This is a genomic window from Pseudobacteroides cellulosolvens ATCC 35603 = DSM 2933, assembly GCF_001262605.1.
GTDB classification, from domain to species: Bacteria; Bacillota; Clostridia; order Acetivibrionales; family DSM-2933; genus Pseudobacteroides; species Pseudobacteroides cellulosolvens.
Genome location: NZ_LGTC01000001.1, coordinates 4,138,815 through 4,156,503, shown reverse-complemented (window position 1 = coordinate 4,156,503; position 17,689 = coordinate 4,138,815). Strand labels below are relative to the sequence as shown.

Genomic DNA, 17,689 nt, shown 5'->3' with positions numbered 1-17,689 from the left:
TTCAATAGGGTTTTAGGTCTTAAATTGTCCAGCTAAGTGTTATATAATATAATAAGAGCGAAAATATTACCCCATATATAAAACTATGGGGTTAATGTTTTTATATCCTAAGAAATTTGTCATATTTTACATAAGAAATTTGTCATATTTTACATATAATATCTCACAGCAGCGTAGAGAGTACATAATCGTTTTGTGGCTTGGTACTTTGTAAAATATTTGATGCAATATATACATTTAAACTATAGCTTGATGTCTATTGCATACCGATAAATATAACAATATACAAAAGAGTAATTAAATGAGGTGTTTAAACATGAGAAAAATTGGATCAGTTTTGCTGTCTTCTGCAATTTCACTTGCAATGGTATCAACTTCCTTTTCTGCTGACCCTGGCTTGACGAGCGAGAAAACTGTACATAATACTCAAGAAAATATAAACATTAAAGTAAATGGAGTATCAGTCAAGTCCGATGTGTCACCTGTAATAAAAGACAATCGGACACTTGTGCCGGCCAGAGCTGTTTTTGAACAGTTAGGAGCAAAGATAACATGGGATGAAAAAAACAGACAGGTTGGTGTGACTTTAGGTGAGGACAAAATACTTCTCACAATAAATAATAAAAAAGCATCAGTAAACAATAAAAATGTTGAGATGGATGTACCTGCACAAATTTTGAACAACCGTACTCTAGTTCCTTTAAGGTTTGTTGGTGAACAGCTCAATATGAATGTATCCTGGAATGCGGCTCAAAAGCTTGTTACCGTTGATAACAAGAAAAATGGAAATGAAATGGCCAAGCTTGATAACATAGTTTATACACCAGAAGGTAAAAATGATAAGGTTACTTTACATATCACAAACTATTCAGACTATAACATATTTAAGATAGATGATCCTAATAAAAACAGGATTGTGGTTGATTTGCCCAATACAAGCATGACAATTAAAAACAAGATAAACATTAAATCTGCTCAGATAAAAGCTATAAGATATTCGCAGTTTGAGGAGAAGGTTGCAAGGGTTGTTCTCGATGTTAATGACAAAGCCCAGTATAAAGTTGAAAAACTGCCGGATAAGTTGGTTTTGAATATTCTTGGTACGGGCATTTCAGGCAGAGGGGATGTAGACAGGGATGAGACACCGACAGTTGGAGCCACTCCCAAATTCACACCAACACCTCTGCAAACGCCAACTTTAACACCAACAAATACACCAGTTCCAACAACTACATATACCCCCACCCCAAGTGTTACTGAAAAGCCATCGGGTAGTGCGGAAAGCACAGAGACACCACCTCCGGATTCGGAAGACATTGGTGGGTTAGATGTTAAGTTTTCTATAGAAAATAGCAAAGAAAAGGTAATAATAGATGCAGAAAGCTATCAGGGGTACAATATAACAAGATTTACCGAGCCGGATAGAATTGCAGTTGATATCCCTAATGCAAAAACAAGCAAGGACCAACAGACTGTAAACGTAAACGGCAAGTACATAAAAAAGATTCGTTACGCAATGTTTGACGATAAGACGGCAAGGGTGGTTTTAGATGTTACAGGCCAGGTTCAATTCAAATCCGATATTGAAGATGGCAAGCTGGTTGTAAGAGTTGATCCCCCTGTATTTAGAAATATAAAATACAGCAATATGGGAGACAGGGTAGGTTTAACAATTAGCGGAGCAACCCTTACCGAGGGTGGAGAAAACTTAAAGAAGCTTTATTCAGGCAGTTATGGCGAAAATAATACTGTTTATACAATTACATTTCCGTCTGGTCAGGCGAATCTTGATACAGGTATAATGTACATAGATGACAAGTATTTGAAGACTATTGAAATAAAAAAGGACAGCTCCCAAAATACAACAAGTATTGTATTCAGTGCTAATGAGAAATTTGTATATCAGGTATTTTCAAGGTCAAATCTGAATGATACCGCCATTACTATTCTAAAGCCTGCAGTACCAGGAGAAAAGCTCGTGGTTATTGATCCGGGACATGGAGGCAGTGAACCTGGGGCAGAGAGCTTTGGCACAGTAGAAAAGACTTTTAACCTGGATATTTCGATAAGGTTGGACAAACTTCTTAAACAAGCAGGAATAAGATCTTACATTATAAGAGAAGAGGATGCTTATATTGGCCTTTACGAGAGGGCGTATATAGCCAATGACTTAAATGCAACCTTGTTTTTAAGTATACATAACAATGCGTTTCATTCAAGAGAAAAAGGTACAGAAACTTTGTATTACCCCAACCGTTCCAATAGCAAAGGATTTACCAGTAAGAGATTTGCACAGTTAATACAGGATAATCTTGTAGGTTCATTGCATACTAAAAACAGAGGACTGGTTGAAAGGCCAAATCTTGTAGTGTTAAAGGCTACAAAGATGCCTGCAGCACTAGCGGAAGTTGCTTTTATGACAAACAAGGATGATTTTGCATTGCTTCAGAGTGAGAGTTTCAGGCAAAAGACTGCAGAAGCTCTTTATAAGTCAATTGTTCAAAGTTTAAGTGAGATTTAATTTTCAAATGAGTACTGAATAAGATATAAAAATCGTTATAGAAAAGTACCTTTATGTAAAAATAACTAGTTTTTATATGAAGGTGCTTTTTTGATGTCTAGGGAAGGAAATTAGGTTTATACTGCTCAATACCACTGTTTCTCATGACACAATCAAGTATGTGATATAAAGTAAAATTGCATGCCTTTTAATTTGTCTTGTTTATCAGCTGAGGAAACTGTGATTCCTGTGATAAAAATAATAAAGGGGCTGTTGCACTAAGAAATTAGTGTAGGAGCCCTTTTTACTTGCAAAAAACAATTGCCAGACTATTCAAAGTCCGGCAAAAGGTGTAAAATATTTTTATGCTAGTAAAAAATTTAACACATAAAGATTATACCACGCACGGTGGTTTCTATCAATTAAAATTGCCGTTAAATGTTGAATGTATGATTCCGAATGATGATTCTGTAAGGTTGCTGGGTCAAATTGTAGAGGAGATGAATTTATCAGAATTATATAAGACTTATTCCCGTTTAAGGAAAAAACAAGCAACCCCAACACAGATGCTGAAGATCATGCTATATGCTTATATGAATAGTAATTATTCTACAAGGAAAATCGAAAGAGCCTGCAAGCGGGACATTAATTATATGTACCTTCTTGAAGGCTCGCCTGCTCCGGATTATACAACAATTGCAAGATTCAGAAGTATTCATTTTGCACCTGTTTCAGAAAATCTTTTGGCACAGTTTACGCAGATGCTTGCTGAAAACAAAGAAATTTCAATGAAAAATCTATTTATTGATGGGACAAAGCTTGAAGCTGCATCAAATAAATATACTTTTGTCTGGAAAGGTTCTGTCACTAAGAATCAGAAAAAACTGATGGATAAGCTCCCAACTTTTTTAAAACAAACAGAAGAGAATTTTGGATTTAAGATTTTATATGGTGAAGAAATCAAGATGCACCATTTGAAAAAGCTCAGACGTAAACTTTGCAAAATAAAAAACGATGAAGATATTCAATTTGTCTCTGGTATAGGAAAAAGAAAATCTCCTCTCCAAAAAACATTTGAACAGCTGGATGAATACATATCAAGGCTCAAGAAATATAATAAGCATCTGCATCTCATGGGGGATAGAAATAGCTATTCAAAGACAGACCCTGATGCAACCTTCATGAGGATGAAAGAAGATGCTATGAAGAATGGGCAACTAAAACCCGGCTACAACATTCAGTTTGGGGTAGATGCTGAATATATAGTATGGATTAGTGCTGGACCACAGCCTACAGATACAACCACGCTAATACCATTTTTAGACAGCATAAAGAGTCGTTTGAAGTATACTTACAGAAATATAGTTGCAGACTCAGGCTATGAAAGTGAGGAAAACTACGTCTATCTCGATGAGAACGGTCAGCTTGCTTTTATCAAACCTTCCAATTATGAAATTAGTAAGACACGGAAATATAAAACTGATATCAGTAGGAAGGAAAATATGAGCTATGACAAAGAAAACGACTTTTATATATGTAGCAGCGGTAAAAAGCTTGTAGCCACAGGGATTAAATTCAGCAAAAGCAAGACTGGCTATAGAAGTGAGAAAACCTGTTATACATGTGAAGATTGCACTCAATGCCCTATTAAATCAAAATGCATTAAGGGAAACAGCAAAAAGCCATTGGAAGAACGAACCAAGCATCTTGAAGTTTCAAAACTATTTCAGCAAAAACGTGAGGCAGCGATAACCAGAATCCTTAGTGATGAGGGAAAAGAGCTCAGAATGAACCGAAGTATTCAGTCTGAAGGTGCTTTTGGAGAAATAAAACAAGATATGGGATTCAGACGTTTTTTGTGTAAAGGGAAAAAGAATATCTTGGCAGAATGTATTCTTCTTGGCTTAGCTCATAATGTAAACAAACTGCACAACAAAATTCAGTCAGAACGATGTTCTACATATTTACATCCATTAAAAACAGCTTAGATAAAAATGTTTATAATAAAGAGCATAAATCAGTAAGCTTTATTTGCTATACTCTTTTTTCAAAAGAAAGAAAAAGAATATAATATTTTGGTTAAAATATTTCACTATCATTATAGAAATGGGGCGTTGTACTACGATTATAAATCGTAATTGCAACAGCCCCTTTATTTGGCGCGCCTGGCACGACTCGAACGTGCGGCCAACCGCTTAGAAGGCGGTTGCTCTATCCACTGAGCTACAGGCGCATATTATAATTTTTCTAAAGCGGGTGATGGGAATCGAACCCACGCAATCAGCTTGGAAGGCTGAGGTTCTACCATTGAACTACACCCGCATATCTTTTTACTTTGTGCACTTCGTTCACCGACCTTTAACATTATACAAGGCCTATATATAATTGTCAATACAAATAATAAAAAATATTTTAATTTTTCATAAAATACAAGGGCTAATCCTGAGCCTGTGCTCGGGAATAGCCCTTGTATTAATCATTTATTGATTTATATCGGTGAAATAAACCGATAACTCTAATTATGCCATATTATTTTTTAATAAGTATAATTGAATTTTACAGCTATCATAATAACATCGCTCATATTGATTGAACCGTCATTATTTATATCGCAATTTGCAATGTACTTGTTTGTACCTCTTGTTGCATTAAAGCATGTAGCCAATTGAACAACATCTGCCATATTAACAGCTCTGTCTCTATTAACATCTTCTACAACTTGATTACCTGTCTGTTTTGTTGGAGTAGGAGTGTTTGATGGTCTTGACGGAGTAGAAGTAGGTGTTGGAGTAGCTGATGCAGGGCTATACTTTAAAGGATTTGGGAAGTTACCTGTCAAATGAAGTAAAATCATCATTCTCAAGCTGTTTCCATAGTAGGACCAGCCTGTAGAGTATGCATCCTTTGTTTTCAAGCAATCATTGTACATATCTTTTGCAAAAGTTGCATCAAAGCCAGTCATTGCACCTGAAGCAATACAAGATACAAAGGTTGATGAGTGGTTGTTGCTTATCTTGTTACCGGATATTGAATAGCCATCACCAATACTTGAAATGCCACCATTTTTAAAGAACTTGGACATTCCGTCGCAAACAGTTTTTGCACTTGATGTTCCATACCAACTGTAATCGACTGCAATTCTCCATGGAGTACGAACAGCATCGTATTTGAAGTCATATCCCTGACCACTGGCCTGTGTACCTTGTGCTGTACACCAGTCTGGAACCAAACCTGTATTGCTGTTTCTGCATTTATTGAGTATCTCATAACACTTGTCTGCAACTTTAAGCCAATTCTGATCTCCTGTAAACTCAGCATAAACCCTGTAATAACCAGGTGCAAAATATGAAGGATTTGTTACATTTGAGCCTCCCCAGGTATCTCCAGGTTTCAACACATATGTACCTGGCTCAACTTCTTTAGACATCATATTTCTAAGAAGTGTTTTAGCGTCTGATTCGTATGTACCCCATTTTTTTGTTGCCATAATAAGGGCTATAGCCATATCTTCTTCTGCGTCAGTAGCAGCACCGCTGCCGCCTGTACCTACAAAATTTCCGTTCGCATCAACATGCCATCCCATTAAGCCGTTGGAATTAAAGTGAGCTTTTGCGTATTTCCAAAGACTGTCAAATGTTGTCCTGTCATCAAAATAAGCAGAAAGTACCATACCGTAACCAATACCTTCAGATACTGTATCGTAGCTGTCGGAGGATCCTCTTTGAACCCTAAGGTTTCCGCCTGCACCGTTTTGTGTTACACGGGCAGCTTTCCATTCATTATATTCATTACGAAGCATTTCATTGGCTTGTGCCTGATCGTCAGCCTGGGAATTGAAACCGGCGGCATAAGTTGCGTTATAAGGAAACGATAGATCAGCAGCATAGCTGACATTAAGTGAAACAATGGAAGATACTATTAATGTACAAATTAAGAAAAATAAACCTAACTTCTTCATTTTAAATAATTTCCCCTTTCAAAATTCATTTTAATTTAAAGCTACACTCCAAGAAAAAAATTAATGTTATAGCACACATATACATTCTTATACCTTAACCTCATAGATCAAAAGTGATTATCTTTTACTCTTTTGATCTTGATAACAAGCTTTATGCTTGATTATCATTAAATCTGTTTACACCTCCTAATCTAGATAAATAAAATAATTAAAATAATATATGTCAAAATCATTTAAACTTTAAACTTTAATTATATAGAATTTAGTTTAAAGAATTATGATTTTAACTTAAAAGCGGGTTTACAAAGCTTAATAATTACTTTGTATGTTAAGGAGTGTAGGTTAACAAAACCCGGCTTTTACTCATTAAAAGCTATATTATTTTGCATTTGCTAATAATATCATAAATAATTTATAAATGGAACAAGGTAAAGTGCCAGATGTATAACTATGATGGATGAAAAATAACTGGAAAGAATAGTGCGTAAATACAAATTGCGTCATAAGAGAACTGTGTATGATACATTCGCTAATTATTGCTTTTTTAATTAATAAGTTAAGTAAATGTTCATTTATTAATTAGTGGTACAAATTACCTCTTATACCATTATAACACGAATTATTTATAAAAATATAGAATTATGCAATTTTAATACTATAACCTAGATTAATTCTATCATAAATATTATGAGGACAAAACCTTAAAATAAAAAAATCTTAAACATAATTCCATTTTGAATATGGGTTTTTGATTAAACTTGAATTGTAATATTTTGAATCACCTGTTACCTCCTTGCCAATCCACTCAGGAGTAGTGAAGTGCTGATTTTCATCAGTCAATTCTATTTCTGCAACTACAAGTCCTTCGTTTTCCCCATGAAATTCATCTATTTCCCAAACAAATCCCTCATAATTAACTTTAAATCGGTCTTTTTCAATAAGAGGCTTTGAACATAAGTTTTCCAACATCTCCTTAGCATCATCTAGAGGAATCTCATATTCATATTCTGCTCTTTTTATTCCTTTATGAGGCCCTTTTATGGTAATGTAGCCCTTGGTACCTGCTACTCGTACTCTTACAACTTTACCTTTACCGGAACAGATGTATCCTTGCATATAAGGTACGCCTTCTGAAATATTCCTATAGTTGTTACTTTGTGTTAGAAACTTTCTTTCTATTTCACTTCCCATAAAACGTCACACCTTTCGGAATTGCTCAATTTATTTAAAAATAATATATATATTTATTTCCCTAACAATAAAAAAAATACCCGTGCATTCTATTTGAGAAGGGAGAATGCAACGGGACATAGGGGAGTAACTAGTTAATAATTACTCGTGAATAATATATAATATATTTTAAAAAAAATAAATACTTTTTTATAAATATGCAGAAAACGACAAGAATTTCACCAAAATGCAACAGATTGTATTGGTTTTTGTTGTGAATTTTAAGGGGGGCAACAATTTGTTAATACTAAATTGAAGAAAATTTAATGATTATTAAGGCTTTTTTAAAGAACAATAATCAAGATTTATGTTATATATAAATAATTCAAAGTAAAATTGACTTCAGTAAGATAAAAGGTTGCTAATAATTAACAATTCATACAATTGATTATTTAAAGATGCTATTAGTTCATGGTACATGTAAAATTAAATAATGATTTTGTGAAGCAATTGAATAAAGTAAGCTGATTTATTGAGTCGATCGTTTGCTGTAATAATGTTACATAATATAATGAATTATTATTACTTCTCACGAAAATATTATACCACCTAATGATGGATATTGCTATAGTATTTTTTATATAAAAAATGAAAAATCAATTTCTTATTTTTTTTGACTTTATCAAGTATATAAATTAAAATAATAGTTGTTTTTAATATAATAGAAGCGGGAGTCTAATATGAGAGTAGAAGCAGATTGTATTCCATGCTATTTGAAACAGGGCATATCAACCTTAAGGATAGCTGGGATCCCAGATAAAGAAATAAGCAAAACTATCAACAATGTACTTGGAATTATAAGTGAATTGAGTCTGGATGGAGTACCCGGCTATAATTCCACAATTGTTCTTAAGAAAATATATGATATGATAGGTATTGTTGACCCTTATAAAAAAGCCAAAATTCAATGGAACGACTATGCATTAGGGCAATATGGGCTGTTTTGCAAACTGGTAGAAGAGTCCGATGACAGGTTGCATAAAGCATTTAAAATTGCGGTAGCTGGTAATATAATAGATATGGGAATTACTCCGGATTTTGATGTAGCTTTGGCCATGAATGAGATAACCGACAGGGAATTTGACCTGGATGATTACAATGAGCTTAAATCAATGCTTGAAGAATCTAAAAATGTTATGATTATTGGCGATAACAGCGGAGAAATAGTATTTGATATGGTACTAGTTGAAGAATTAAAGAGACTTGGGTTAAACGTAATATATTCCGTCAAGGGTGGACCTATGCTGAACGATTCTACTATGGAAGATGCAATACAGGTGGGATTGACTTCTATTTGCGAGGTAGTGGATACAGGTAATGATTTACTTGGAGTGGTATTTGAAAAAAGTTCACCGAAGTTTATGGAAGCCTTTCAAAAGGCAGATGTTATAATATCCAAAGGACAGGCGAATTTTGAGTCTCTTGAAGGTGATAAAAGAGCAGGAGATAAGACTTTCTTTGTTTTAAGAGCCAAGTGTCCTCTGGTTGCCAAATGTCTGGGCGTTAATTTTGGAGATATTGTTTTAAAAAGAAACAGGAGTTGATGGATTTGAATTCCAAGATTAGGGATGAAAATACAGATAAGCTTTTTGAGGCTATATTGATACTCACTGATGTAGATGAGTGTTATAAATTTTTTGAGGATTTATGTACCATATCCGAAATTAAGGCATTGGCTCAACGGCTGGAAGTAGCCAAGATGCTAAAAAACGGAATAACATATACTGAAATTGCAGAGAAAACGGGAGCAAGCACCGCTACAATCAGCAGAGTTAACAGATGTCTCAACTACGGTGCCGACGGTTATAGGATGATTATTGAAAGGCTTGAAAAAGAGGGCTGAAAACACTCTTTGTGATTTTTTGCTTGATTAAATTGAGTTATTCAGGTATTATTACTATATGTATTATATGTATATGTAAATTAGTTTATTTAGGAATATTGAGGGTTGGTATATGTTCAAGAAGCTGTTCATAAGCCTTATAATATTATCAGCATTGACAACCGATGGGACTGCAGTTTTTCCGGCAGCCTATTATGACATGCTTGTTTTTATTGACAGCCGATCCGATGTATTGGATGTATTAAATGAAGGACCATCATTAGCACCAAACGGTGATGCTAATGGTATCATATCCGATGATGCTTTGAACTATACTTTGATGGATAATGGGTTTAACATAAGGTATAGTGTTGCATTTGATATTAAAGAACCTTTATGCAAAAAAGGATTATTTTGTGGAACTAATAAATATTCTCTGAAAAATAATTTAATTGAAAGTATAACAGAATTACAATATATATCTATACTACCAAGTTATAAGAATAAGGGACTAGTCATTAACTATACTGACTCGTCACCGCCTTCCTGTTATACAGTATAATTATGCTGTATGCCTTAGACTTCTCTTAAGAAATTAGTAAATAAAAGTTAATAGTTGCGTGCTTTTAGGCAGTATCAATTATAGCAGCAATGGGGTGATTTTATGCTATACCTTGTTGTTATTGTATTAGGAGTTGTTTTGGGAGTTCTCGCCAAAGGCAGGGTTTCCAATATTCTTAATCTTAAATTCGAGAAATTATGGCTTCTATTGATTGTTGTATGTATTCAGACTGCAATAAGGCTTCTAGCTTTAAGAGGGTTGATTGATGCAGGAAGGTACAGTTTTGTGACTCAAGGAGCTGCGTTTACTCTTCTGATGGTTGTGTTATGGTATAACAGGCGGCTTTTTGGTGTGGTGGTTATTGGTGTCGGAACGCTTTCTAATATTTTGGTCATGATGCTAAATGGTGGTTTGATGCCTGTCAGTTCTGAGCTTCTGAAAAAAATAGGAGATTTGTCCGGCAGCTTGGAACTCATGAAAAATGGATCTGACGGCAAGCACATTCTTATTAATGAGGCTACAAAGCTTCCGTTACTATCTGATATTATTGAGATGCCTCCATTTTTGGGATGGCTGATGCCTATAGTAAGTATCGGAGATCTAATTGTAGCAGTTGGAATTTTTCTGCTGGTTTTCTTGGCAGTTAGGAGTTCCTCAAGTCAGAGTTAATATTTGTTTTAAATTGGAAAGGATGATATCTTTATGATGATAAAAAGTATTATTGAAAAGGTTATTGGTAGTTACAGCGATAGGGAACTAAAAAGAATTCAACCGATAGTTGATGAAATAAATGAAATTGAGCCGGATATAAAAGCATTGACTGATGAACAGTTAAGAGCTAAAACATTTGAATTTAAAGAAAAGATTGCAAAAGAAGAGGCGACTGTAGATGACATAATGGCAGAAGCCTTTGCAGTTGTAAGAGAGGCAGGTATAAGGGTTCTTGGAATGAGGCACTTTGATGTGCAGTTAATAGGTGGTATTGTTTTGCATCAAGGGAGAATTGCAGAAATGAAAACCGGTGAAGGTAAAACCCTTGTTGCAACGCTTCCTGTTTATTTGAATGCCCTTGAGGGAAAAGGTGTTCATGTTGTTACAGTTAATGATTATCTTGCAAGACGTGACAGCGAATGGATGGGTAAAATCTATAGATTCTTAGGACTTACTGTCGGTTTGATTGTACATGATATGGATAATGACGAAAGAAGAAAAGCCTATAATTGTGACATAACATACGGAACAAATAACGAATTCGGGTTTGACTACCTTAGGGATAATATGGTTATTTACAAGGAAGAGAAGGTTCAGAGAGATCTACACTATGCCATAGTGGACGAGGTTGACAGTATCTTGGTTGACGAAGCCAGAACTCCGCTTATAATTTCAGGTGCAGGGGATAAGTCCACAGATCTTTATAAAAGGGCCAACTCCTTTGTTTCCAGGCTTAAAGCAAAGGTATTTACACAAACTGATGATAAGCAGCATAATGACGATATTGAAGAGGATTATATAGTTGATGAGAAGGCTCATACAGCCAACCTGACTTCAAATGGCGTAAGAAAAGCAGAGCAGTATTTTATGCTTGAAAACTTGTCAGATCCTGAAAATCTTACTATTTCCCACCATATAAATCAGGCTATCAAGGCACATGGCCTTATGAAGATAGATAGGGATTATGTTGTAAAAGATGGTGAAATAATTATTGTTGATGAGTTTACAGGTCGTCTTATGTATGGTAGAAGATACAGTGATGGTTTGCATCAGGCTATAGAAGCAAAGGAAGGAGTAAAGGTAGAGAGAGAAAGTAAAACCCTTGCTACTATAACGTTCCAGAATTACTTCAGAATGTACAAGAAGCTTTCCGGTATGACCGGTACTGCACAGACAGAAGAGCAGGAGTTCCAGGATATATACAAGCTTGATGTAATAGTTATTCCAACAAATAAGCCTTTAAAAAGGAAAGACCATGCGGATTGTGTATATAAAACAGAAGTAGGTAAGTTCAATGCTGTTATTAATGATGTTGTTGAATGCAACCAAAAGGGGCAGCCGGTACTTATCGGTACAATCTCCATTGAGAAGTCGGAATTTTTAAGCAGCATGCTTAGAAGACGTGGAATAAAGCATGAAGTATTGAATGCAAAGTATCATGATAGAGAAGCGGAAATCATTGCCCAGGCAGGTAGAAAAGGTGCTGTTACCATAGCTACAAACATGGCTGGTAGAGGTACCGACATAGTACTAGGTGGTAACGCTGAATACATGGCAAAGCAGGAAATGAGAAAGCAGGGTTTTGATGAGGAGCTTATAAGCCAATCAACAAGCTTTAGTGAGACCAAGGACGAGATTGTTTTAAATGCCAGAAAGACTTATCGTGAGCTCAATGAAAAGTTCAAGAAGCAAATAGATAAGGAAAAAGAAGAGGTTTATGAGGCAGGCGGACTTTTCATAATGGGTACCGAAAGGCATGAATCAAGGCGTATAGACAATCAGCTGAGAGGTCGTGCCGGCCGTCAGGGGGATATTGGTGCATCTAGGTTTTATATATCATTGGAAGATGACCTTATGAGGCTTTTCGGTACTGATAGAATAAAAGGGCTTGTCAATGCATTAGGTCTTGAAGAGGATCAGCCAATAGAGCATAAAATGCTGTCAGGTGCAATTGAAAATGCACAGAAAAGGGTAGAGGGCAAGAACTATCAGATAAGAAAGCATGTCTTGCAGTATGACGATGTTATGAATAAACAGAGAGAGGTTATATACGGACAAAGAAGCAAGGTATTGAACGGAGAAAATCTTAAAGAAAATTATATAAAAATGATTGAAGGGTTGGCAGAGAGTGTTGCCAAGCTTTATTGTACAGAATCTCCTCATCCTGACTTATGGGATTGGGAAGCAATAGACAGCTTTTTAGCAAGTGGATTTCTTTCTAAAGGTGAAATAAAGCCTACTAAGGAAGAGATGGAAAGAATGGTTAAAGAAGATGTAAGCGACAATATAATAGAGCTTTTGACTAAGAGATATGATAGCAAGGAAGAAGAACTTGGATCCGATCTCATGCGTGAATTGGAAAGAGTAATACTTTTAAGAGTTGTTGACCAGAAATGGATGGATCATATAGACGCCATGGAACAGTTAAAACATGGAATAGGTCTTCGTGCCTTTGGTCAGAGAGATCCTGTTGTTGAATACAAATTTGAAGGCTTTGAAATGTTTGAAGAAATGATTAAGAATATTCAGGAAGATGCATTAAAGCTTATCTTGAATACACATATAGAAAAAGATCAAAGTGTTGAGAGGGAGAGGGTGGCAGAACCAACGAGTGCCAGCCATGGAGACGAACCTAAAAAGGCTGTTTCAAAGGGTGCAAAGGTTGGTGCTAACGATCCTTGTCCATGTGGAAGCGGCAAGAAGTTTAAGAAGTGCTGCGGCAGTAATTAAGGAATGCTTGCAGAGCTACTCCCCATGCAGAGCGGGTGTTGACGAACAAGGTCAACACGGAAGCGAAGTTAGGGGGAGTTGGTCTGCAACATTCGAGGAAATGACTGCAGAGCTACTCCCCATGCAGAGCGGGTGTTGACGAACAAGGTCAACACGGAAGCGAAGTTAGGGGGAGTTGGTCTGCAACATTCCAGGAAATGATTGAAGAAATAAATCTAGAGATGTATCGTATGAGGGTATTATCCATATGATACATCTTTACTTCTAGATTGGGGAGAAATCAATGAACTATGCTGAAGCCTTGGATTATATCCACGGAACATTAAAGTTTGGAGTAAAATTAGGACTTGAAAATATAACTGCACTTCTCTCATTAATGGGAGATCCTCATAAATCCTTAAAGTTTATCCATGTAGCAGGAACAAACGGCAAAGGGTCTACTGTAGCATTTATTAGCAGTATTCTTATGGAATCAGGCTATAAAACAGGCATATATACGTCGCCATACTTGGAAAGATTTACTGAACGGATAAAGATAGGTATTGAAGAGATATCAGATACTGATGTTGCGAGAATAACTTATTTTGTTAAGGAAAAAGTTGATGAACTTATTAGAAATGGAGGCAATCATCCAACGGAGTTTGAAATTGTTACAGCTGTTGCATTTCAATATTTTTTTGAAAATAACTGCGATGTTGTTGTATTGGAAGTAGGACTTGGAGGTAGGTTTGATTCTACAAATGTTATAGATTGCCCTTTAGCCGCAGTTATTACAACAATAAGCTATGATCATATGAATATATTAGGTGACACTTTGGAAAAGATTGCTTACGAAAAGGCTGGAATTATTAAGGAAAATACTGATGTTGTGTTGTACCCGCAGTCGGATGAAGCCTTAAAAGTATTTGAAGAGGTGTGTAATGACAAAAATTCAAGGCTTAATAAAATTCTTGTATCAGATTTTGATATATTAGAATCAAGCATATGGGGAAGTACATTTTTTCACAAAAAGTACGGAAGATTTGAAATACATATCCCGGGTGAACATCAAGCGGTAAATGCAGTAACAGCACTTGAAGCGGTTAATATTCTTAAAGAAAAGGGTTTTGACAGGATATGTGAAACTGCTGTAGATAGAGGACTTAAAAAAGCTGTATGGCCGGGTAGACTGGAAGTTGTATGTAAAGATCCTGTTTTTTTGATAGATGGTGCACATAATAGGGAAGGTGCTTTAACCCTTGCTAAAAATCTTAAGGAATATTTCCCAGGAAAGAGAATAATAATTATTGTTGGTGTATTAAAGGACAAGGATTACAAAGCCATCATAGAGCCTTTGGTACCAATCGCATCTGAATTTATTGCTGTGAAGCCTCAAAGTAATAGGGGTATGGAAGCCCAAGAGTTGGCTATAATATTAAGAAGCTATTGTAATGAGGTCAGTGTGAGTGATAGAATTGAAGATGCTATAAGGTATAGTATGAAGAAGGTTTCAAAAAGCGGCATAATTTGTGCATATGGTTCGTTATATTATATTGGAGAGGTTCGGAAATTTTTTAATGTTTAATAGTTTGTAGTGTATACTACATAATAGGTTTCAGGAGCTATATATGTTGCGAAAAACACATAAAATGGCAAATGCAGTTGAACCGTCTGCATTTGCATTATAAGAATGAATTTTTCGCAACATATGGATCAAGGAAAATGTTTTGCAATATTTAAAGATGTCAAATGATTATTGCAAAACATATAGGAGGGAATGAATTGATTGATTTGAAGCAGGAGTTTGAAAGTTACACCCATATTGACGCCGAGGCATTGGGTTTTGAAGATCGGACTATCCCGGATAATGTAAGAAGCTCTATAAACCTTTATAATAAAGCTTTAGACAGTATTAACGCTAAAAGTGAAGACATGGCTATAATAGAGTTAAAGAAAGCCATATCCCTAAATCCTGAATTTTGCCAAGCAATGGATCTGCTTGGGGTTTGTTATTTATACATAAATGATTACAATAAAGCCAGACTTGTATATGAAAAGATTATGGAGTTAAAAGGGTCTAATATTAAGGCAACGAGGCTCTATAAATTGATAAAAGAACGTGAAGCATCCTCTCCCAAAAAAGAGGTTAAAACTGCTTTTAATAAGCAACCTCCTGTCAAGGAAGAGAATAAAAATATAAAAAATAATAACATTAATATCTCAGAAAAACTCAATTTCCTAAAAGGTGATTTAATTAAATACATATGTTGCGTGCTGCTGGGGGCAGTTATTGTATTGTTGTGCAATATACCTTTATATTTAAGCAAAACGGACTCATCGCCTGTGAATAAGGTTGATACGGAAGTGGAAACAATCAACAAATTAAATAAACAAGTAACAGAATTAAAGAGCAGTCTTAGTAAACTAACTAAGGATTATGAAACTTTAAAAAGCAATAAAGCTTTGTTAGAAAACGAGCTTGAGTATAATAAAAATGTAAAGAAGCTCAGTGAAGCTGAGGGCCTAGCAAATTCGAGGAATTATGAAGCAGCAGCCGATATGTTGATACTTATGAAAGATACTAAGTTTAGTGCTGCAGACAAACGAAAGTATGACAAACTTTTTGAAAGCATTGTTCCAAATGCTGCACATAGTGCTTATAACCAGGGATATAGCCTTTGCAACAGCAGAAAGTATAACGAGGCTATTGAAAAACTCAATAAAGTAAGAATTTATGGTGATAAGTGGAAATTCATGGATAGTGCATTATATAAGCTGGGCGTAGCTTATAAGGGCATAAATAACAATAAGGAAGCCCTTGAATTGTTTCAGACGGTAGTCAAATTATATCCTAAAAGTCAGGTAGCCTATTATGCTCAGGCAAGAATAAAAGAAATGGCAAATCTATCAAAGTAAGCATTTATCAATCAAAAATAATATAATATATAAGAGACTAATTTTCTGGATTGATATAAAGTGAATAAAATAAATAATGCAAATAAGATGTATAATCTGGTTTTAAGCGGTGGTGGAGTAAAGGGTATAGCATTTGCAGGTGTTTGTGAAGCATTTGAAAGAAACGTATATACCTTCAGAAACATTGCCGGAGTGTCAGCAGGTGCTATTGCAGGCTCACTTATTGGGTCAGGGTTTATAGCGTCTGATTTAAGAGGAATATTGGATGGTCTTGATTTTGGGAAAATTAAAATGGAGGATATTCCTAAGTTAGTTTCAGCAGTGGCTTATTTTGAAGAATGGAGAAGTAGGAACAGAAAAGATAATAACTCTGTTATTGATTTTTTAAGCCAAAGACCACGAGGAATAATCCATAAAGAGCATGAAGATGAAAATTCCGATGTTAATTTCAGGGGAGATATAATAAAGAATGTGTCCCTTTATAGTAAAGAGGGATGCCTTTTTGACGGAGATTATCTCGAAGAGTGGCTTTATGGCCATCTGATTAAGAAGGGGATAAGGACCTTTGAAGATTTGAGGGGTGGAATAGTTGACAGCTGCAATCCAAATGGGTATAGAGCAAGGTTTTTAGCTGTTGATGCCACAAGGCGGAAAGCACTGGTTCTGCCCGATGATATTGAGTTTTATCAAATTAACCCTGATAAGTTGGAGGTAGCAAAGGCTGTCAGAATGAGTGCAAGTGTTCCGTTTGCTTTTAAAGCTGTTGAAATACAGGTCGGAAGTGGAAAGGAAAAGAAAACCTACAATATAGTTGATGGAGGCGTCTTTGATAATTATCCCGTATGGATGATAGGGGATGATAATAAGTTTAAGACAATAGGTTTTAGTCTTGATGGAGATGAAAAAAAGAAGTTTTTTAGTCTGGATACTCCTTTAAATGTACTAAAATCATTAATTTCGGCAGTTCATGATATAGGTATTCCAAAAACGAAAAACTATGAAAATAAAATATTGGCTAAGATAGCTACGGGAAATGTTTCCAGCTTGGATTTCAGTTTGACTGAAGAAGAAAAAGAATATTTATTTAATCAAGGGAAAAATGCAGCGGCCGGTTTAATTAGCAAAATGGAATACAATATGAGGTTAAGGTATGCAAGGTTTCGTCGGTATCCGTTCATATTTAGATAGGTTAATATAAAAATTTCTTTATTTTTTATGTTTTTTGTATTATTATAATAAGGAACTTTAATATGAGGAATGACTAAAATACAGCTTTGATGA

12 protein-coding genes and 2 tRNA genes are annotated in these 17,689 nt (G+C 35.3%); 10 read left to right on the top strand and 4 right to left on the bottom strand.

Features of this window, described 5'->3' with window-relative positions; genetic code table 11:
* Nucleotides 1–316 precede the first annotated feature (316 nt).
* Nucleotides 317–2,521: an N-acetylmuramoyl-L-alanine amidase family protein gene (locus tag Bccel_RS16945; protein WP_050753578.1), complete on the top strand. Its 2,205-nt coding sequence runs from the start codon at nt 317–319 to the stop codon at nt 2,519–2,521.
* A gap of 344 nt (nt 2,522–2,865) precedes the next feature.
* Nucleotides 2,866–4,488, top strand: coding sequence for an IS1182 family transposase (locus Bccel_RS16940; protein WP_050753179.1), 1,623 nt, complete (start codon nt 2,866–2,868; stop codon nt 4,486–4,488).
* Nucleotides 4,489–4,657: 169 nt separating this feature from the next.
* On the opposite strand, the gene Bccel_RS16935 is transcribed toward Bccel_RS16940, so the two are convergent.
* From Bccel_RS16935 to Bccel_RS16920, 4 genes are all read right to left on the bottom strand, one after another.
* Nucleotides 4,658–4,733 (bottom strand) — tRNA-Arg (locus tag Bccel_RS16935).
* Nucleotides 4,734–4,751: 18 nt separating this feature from the next.
* Nucleotides 4,752–4,822 (bottom strand) — tRNA-Gly (locus Bccel_RS16930).
* Nucleotides 4,823–5,036: 214 nt separating this feature from the next.
* The gene (locus tag Bccel_RS16925; protein ID WP_036944617.1) at nt 5,037–6,458 is read right to left on the bottom strand and encodes a glycosyl hydrolase family 8; all 1,422 of its coding nucleotides are present in this window, start codon (nt 6,456–6,458) and stop codon (nt 5,037–5,039) included.
* Between the two features lie 717 nt (nt 6,459–7,175).
* Entirely contained in the window at nt 7,176–7,649 is a 474-nt protein-coding gene (locus tag Bccel_RS16920; RefSeq protein ID WP_036944618.1) for a CYTH domain-containing protein, read from the bottom strand.
* A 719-nt stretch (nt 7,650–8,368) separates the two neighbouring features.
* On the opposite strand from Bccel_RS16920, the gene Bccel_RS16915 reads away from it, so the two are divergent.
* From Bccel_RS16915 to Bccel_RS16880, 8 genes are all read left to right on the top strand, one after another.
* Complete coding sequence (locus tag Bccel_RS16915) at nt 8,369–9,232, top strand: damage-control phosphatase ARMT1 family protein (RefSeq protein ID WP_036944619.1); 864 nt, start codon at nt 8,369–8,371, stop codon at nt 9,230–9,232.
* Entirely contained in the window at nt 9,232–9,531 is a 300-nt protein-coding gene (locus Bccel_RS16910; RefSeq protein ID WP_457920570.1) for a YerC/YecD family TrpR-related protein, read from the top strand. Before Bccel_RS16915 ends, Bccel_RS16910 begins: the two co-directional genes overlap by 1 nt.
* Nucleotides 9,532–9,643: 112 nt before the next feature.
* On the top strand, nt 9,644–10,072 hold the full coding sequence (locus tag Bccel_RS16905; protein ID WP_036944620.1) for a hypothetical protein: 429 nt from the start codon (nt 9,644–9,646) through the stop codon (nt 10,070–10,072).
* Between the two features lie 102 nt (nt 10,073–10,174).
* Nucleotides 10,175–10,741 carry a DUF5317 domain-containing protein gene (locus Bccel_RS16900; RefSeq protein ID WP_036944622.1) on the top strand — a complete coding sequence of 189 codons (567 nt, stop codon included), beginning with the start codon at nt 10,175–10,177 and terminating at the stop codon, nt 10,739–10,741.
* A 36-nt stretch (nt 10,742–10,777) separates the two neighbouring features.
* Nucleotides 10,778–13,513 (top strand): preprotein translocase subunit SecA, encoded by a 2,736-nt coding sequence (gene secA, locus Bccel_RS16895; protein ID WP_036944683.1) that lies wholly within the window; start codon nt 10,778–10,780, stop codon nt 13,511–13,513.
* 283 nt (nt 13,514–13,796) lie between these two features.
* On the top strand, nt 13,797–15,077 hold the full coding sequence (locus tag Bccel_RS16890) for a bifunctional folylpolyglutamate synthase/dihydrofolate synthase (protein ID WP_036944624.1): 1,281 nt from the start codon (nt 13,797–13,799) through the stop codon (nt 15,075–15,077).
* Between the two features lie 197 nt (nt 15,078–15,274).
* Nucleotides 15,275–16,408 carry a tetratricopeptide repeat protein gene (locus Bccel_RS16885; protein WP_036944625.1) on the top strand — a complete coding sequence of 378 codons (1,134 nt, stop codon included), beginning with the start codon at nt 15,275–15,277 and terminating at the stop codon, nt 16,406–16,408.
* A gap of 60 nt (nt 16,409–16,468) precedes the next feature.
* Nucleotides 16,469–17,596, top strand: a complete 1,128-nt coding sequence (locus Bccel_RS16880; protein WP_050753577.1) for a patatin-like phospholipase family protein — start codon at nt 16,469–16,471, stop codon at nt 17,594–17,596.
* Nucleotides 17,597–17,689 lie beyond the last annotated feature (93 nt).

Coding starts and splice junctions, on each gene's coding strand:
- Bccel_RS16945 (WP_050753578.1), top strand. CDS start 317: ATGAGAAAAATTGGATCAGTTTTGCTGTCTTCTGCAATTTCACTTGCA.
- Bccel_RS16940 (WP_050753179.1), top strand. CDS start 2,866: ATGCTAGTAAAAAATTTAACACATAAAGATTATACCACGCACGGTGGT.
- Bccel_RS16925 (WP_036944617.1), bottom strand. CDS start 6,458: ATGAAGAAGTTAGGTTTATTTTTCTTAATTTGTACATTAATAGTATCT.
- Bccel_RS16920 (WP_036944618.1), bottom strand. CDS start 7,649: ATGGGAAGTGAAATAGAAAGAAAGTTTCTAACACAAAGTAACAACTAT.
- Bccel_RS16915 (WP_036944619.1), top strand. CDS start 8,369: ATGAGAGTAGAAGCAGATTGTATTCCATGCTATTTGAAACAGGGCATA.
- Bccel_RS16910 (WP_457920570.1), top strand. CDS start 9,232: ATGGATTTGAATTCCAAGATTAGGGATGAAAATACAGATAAGCTTTTT.
- Bccel_RS16905 (WP_036944620.1), top strand. CDS start 9,644: ATGTTCAAGAAGCTGTTCATAAGCCTTATAATATTATCAGCATTGACA.
- Bccel_RS16900 (WP_036944622.1), top strand. CDS start 10,175: ATGCTATACCTTGTTGTTATTGTATTAGGAGTTGTTTTGGGAGTTCTC.
- secA (WP_036944683.1), top strand. CDS start 10,778: ATGATAAAAAGTATTATTGAAAAGGTTATTGGTAGTTACAGCGATAGG.
- Bccel_RS16890 (WP_036944624.1), top strand. CDS start 13,797: ATGAACTATGCTGAAGCCTTGGATTATATCCACGGAACATTAAAGTTT.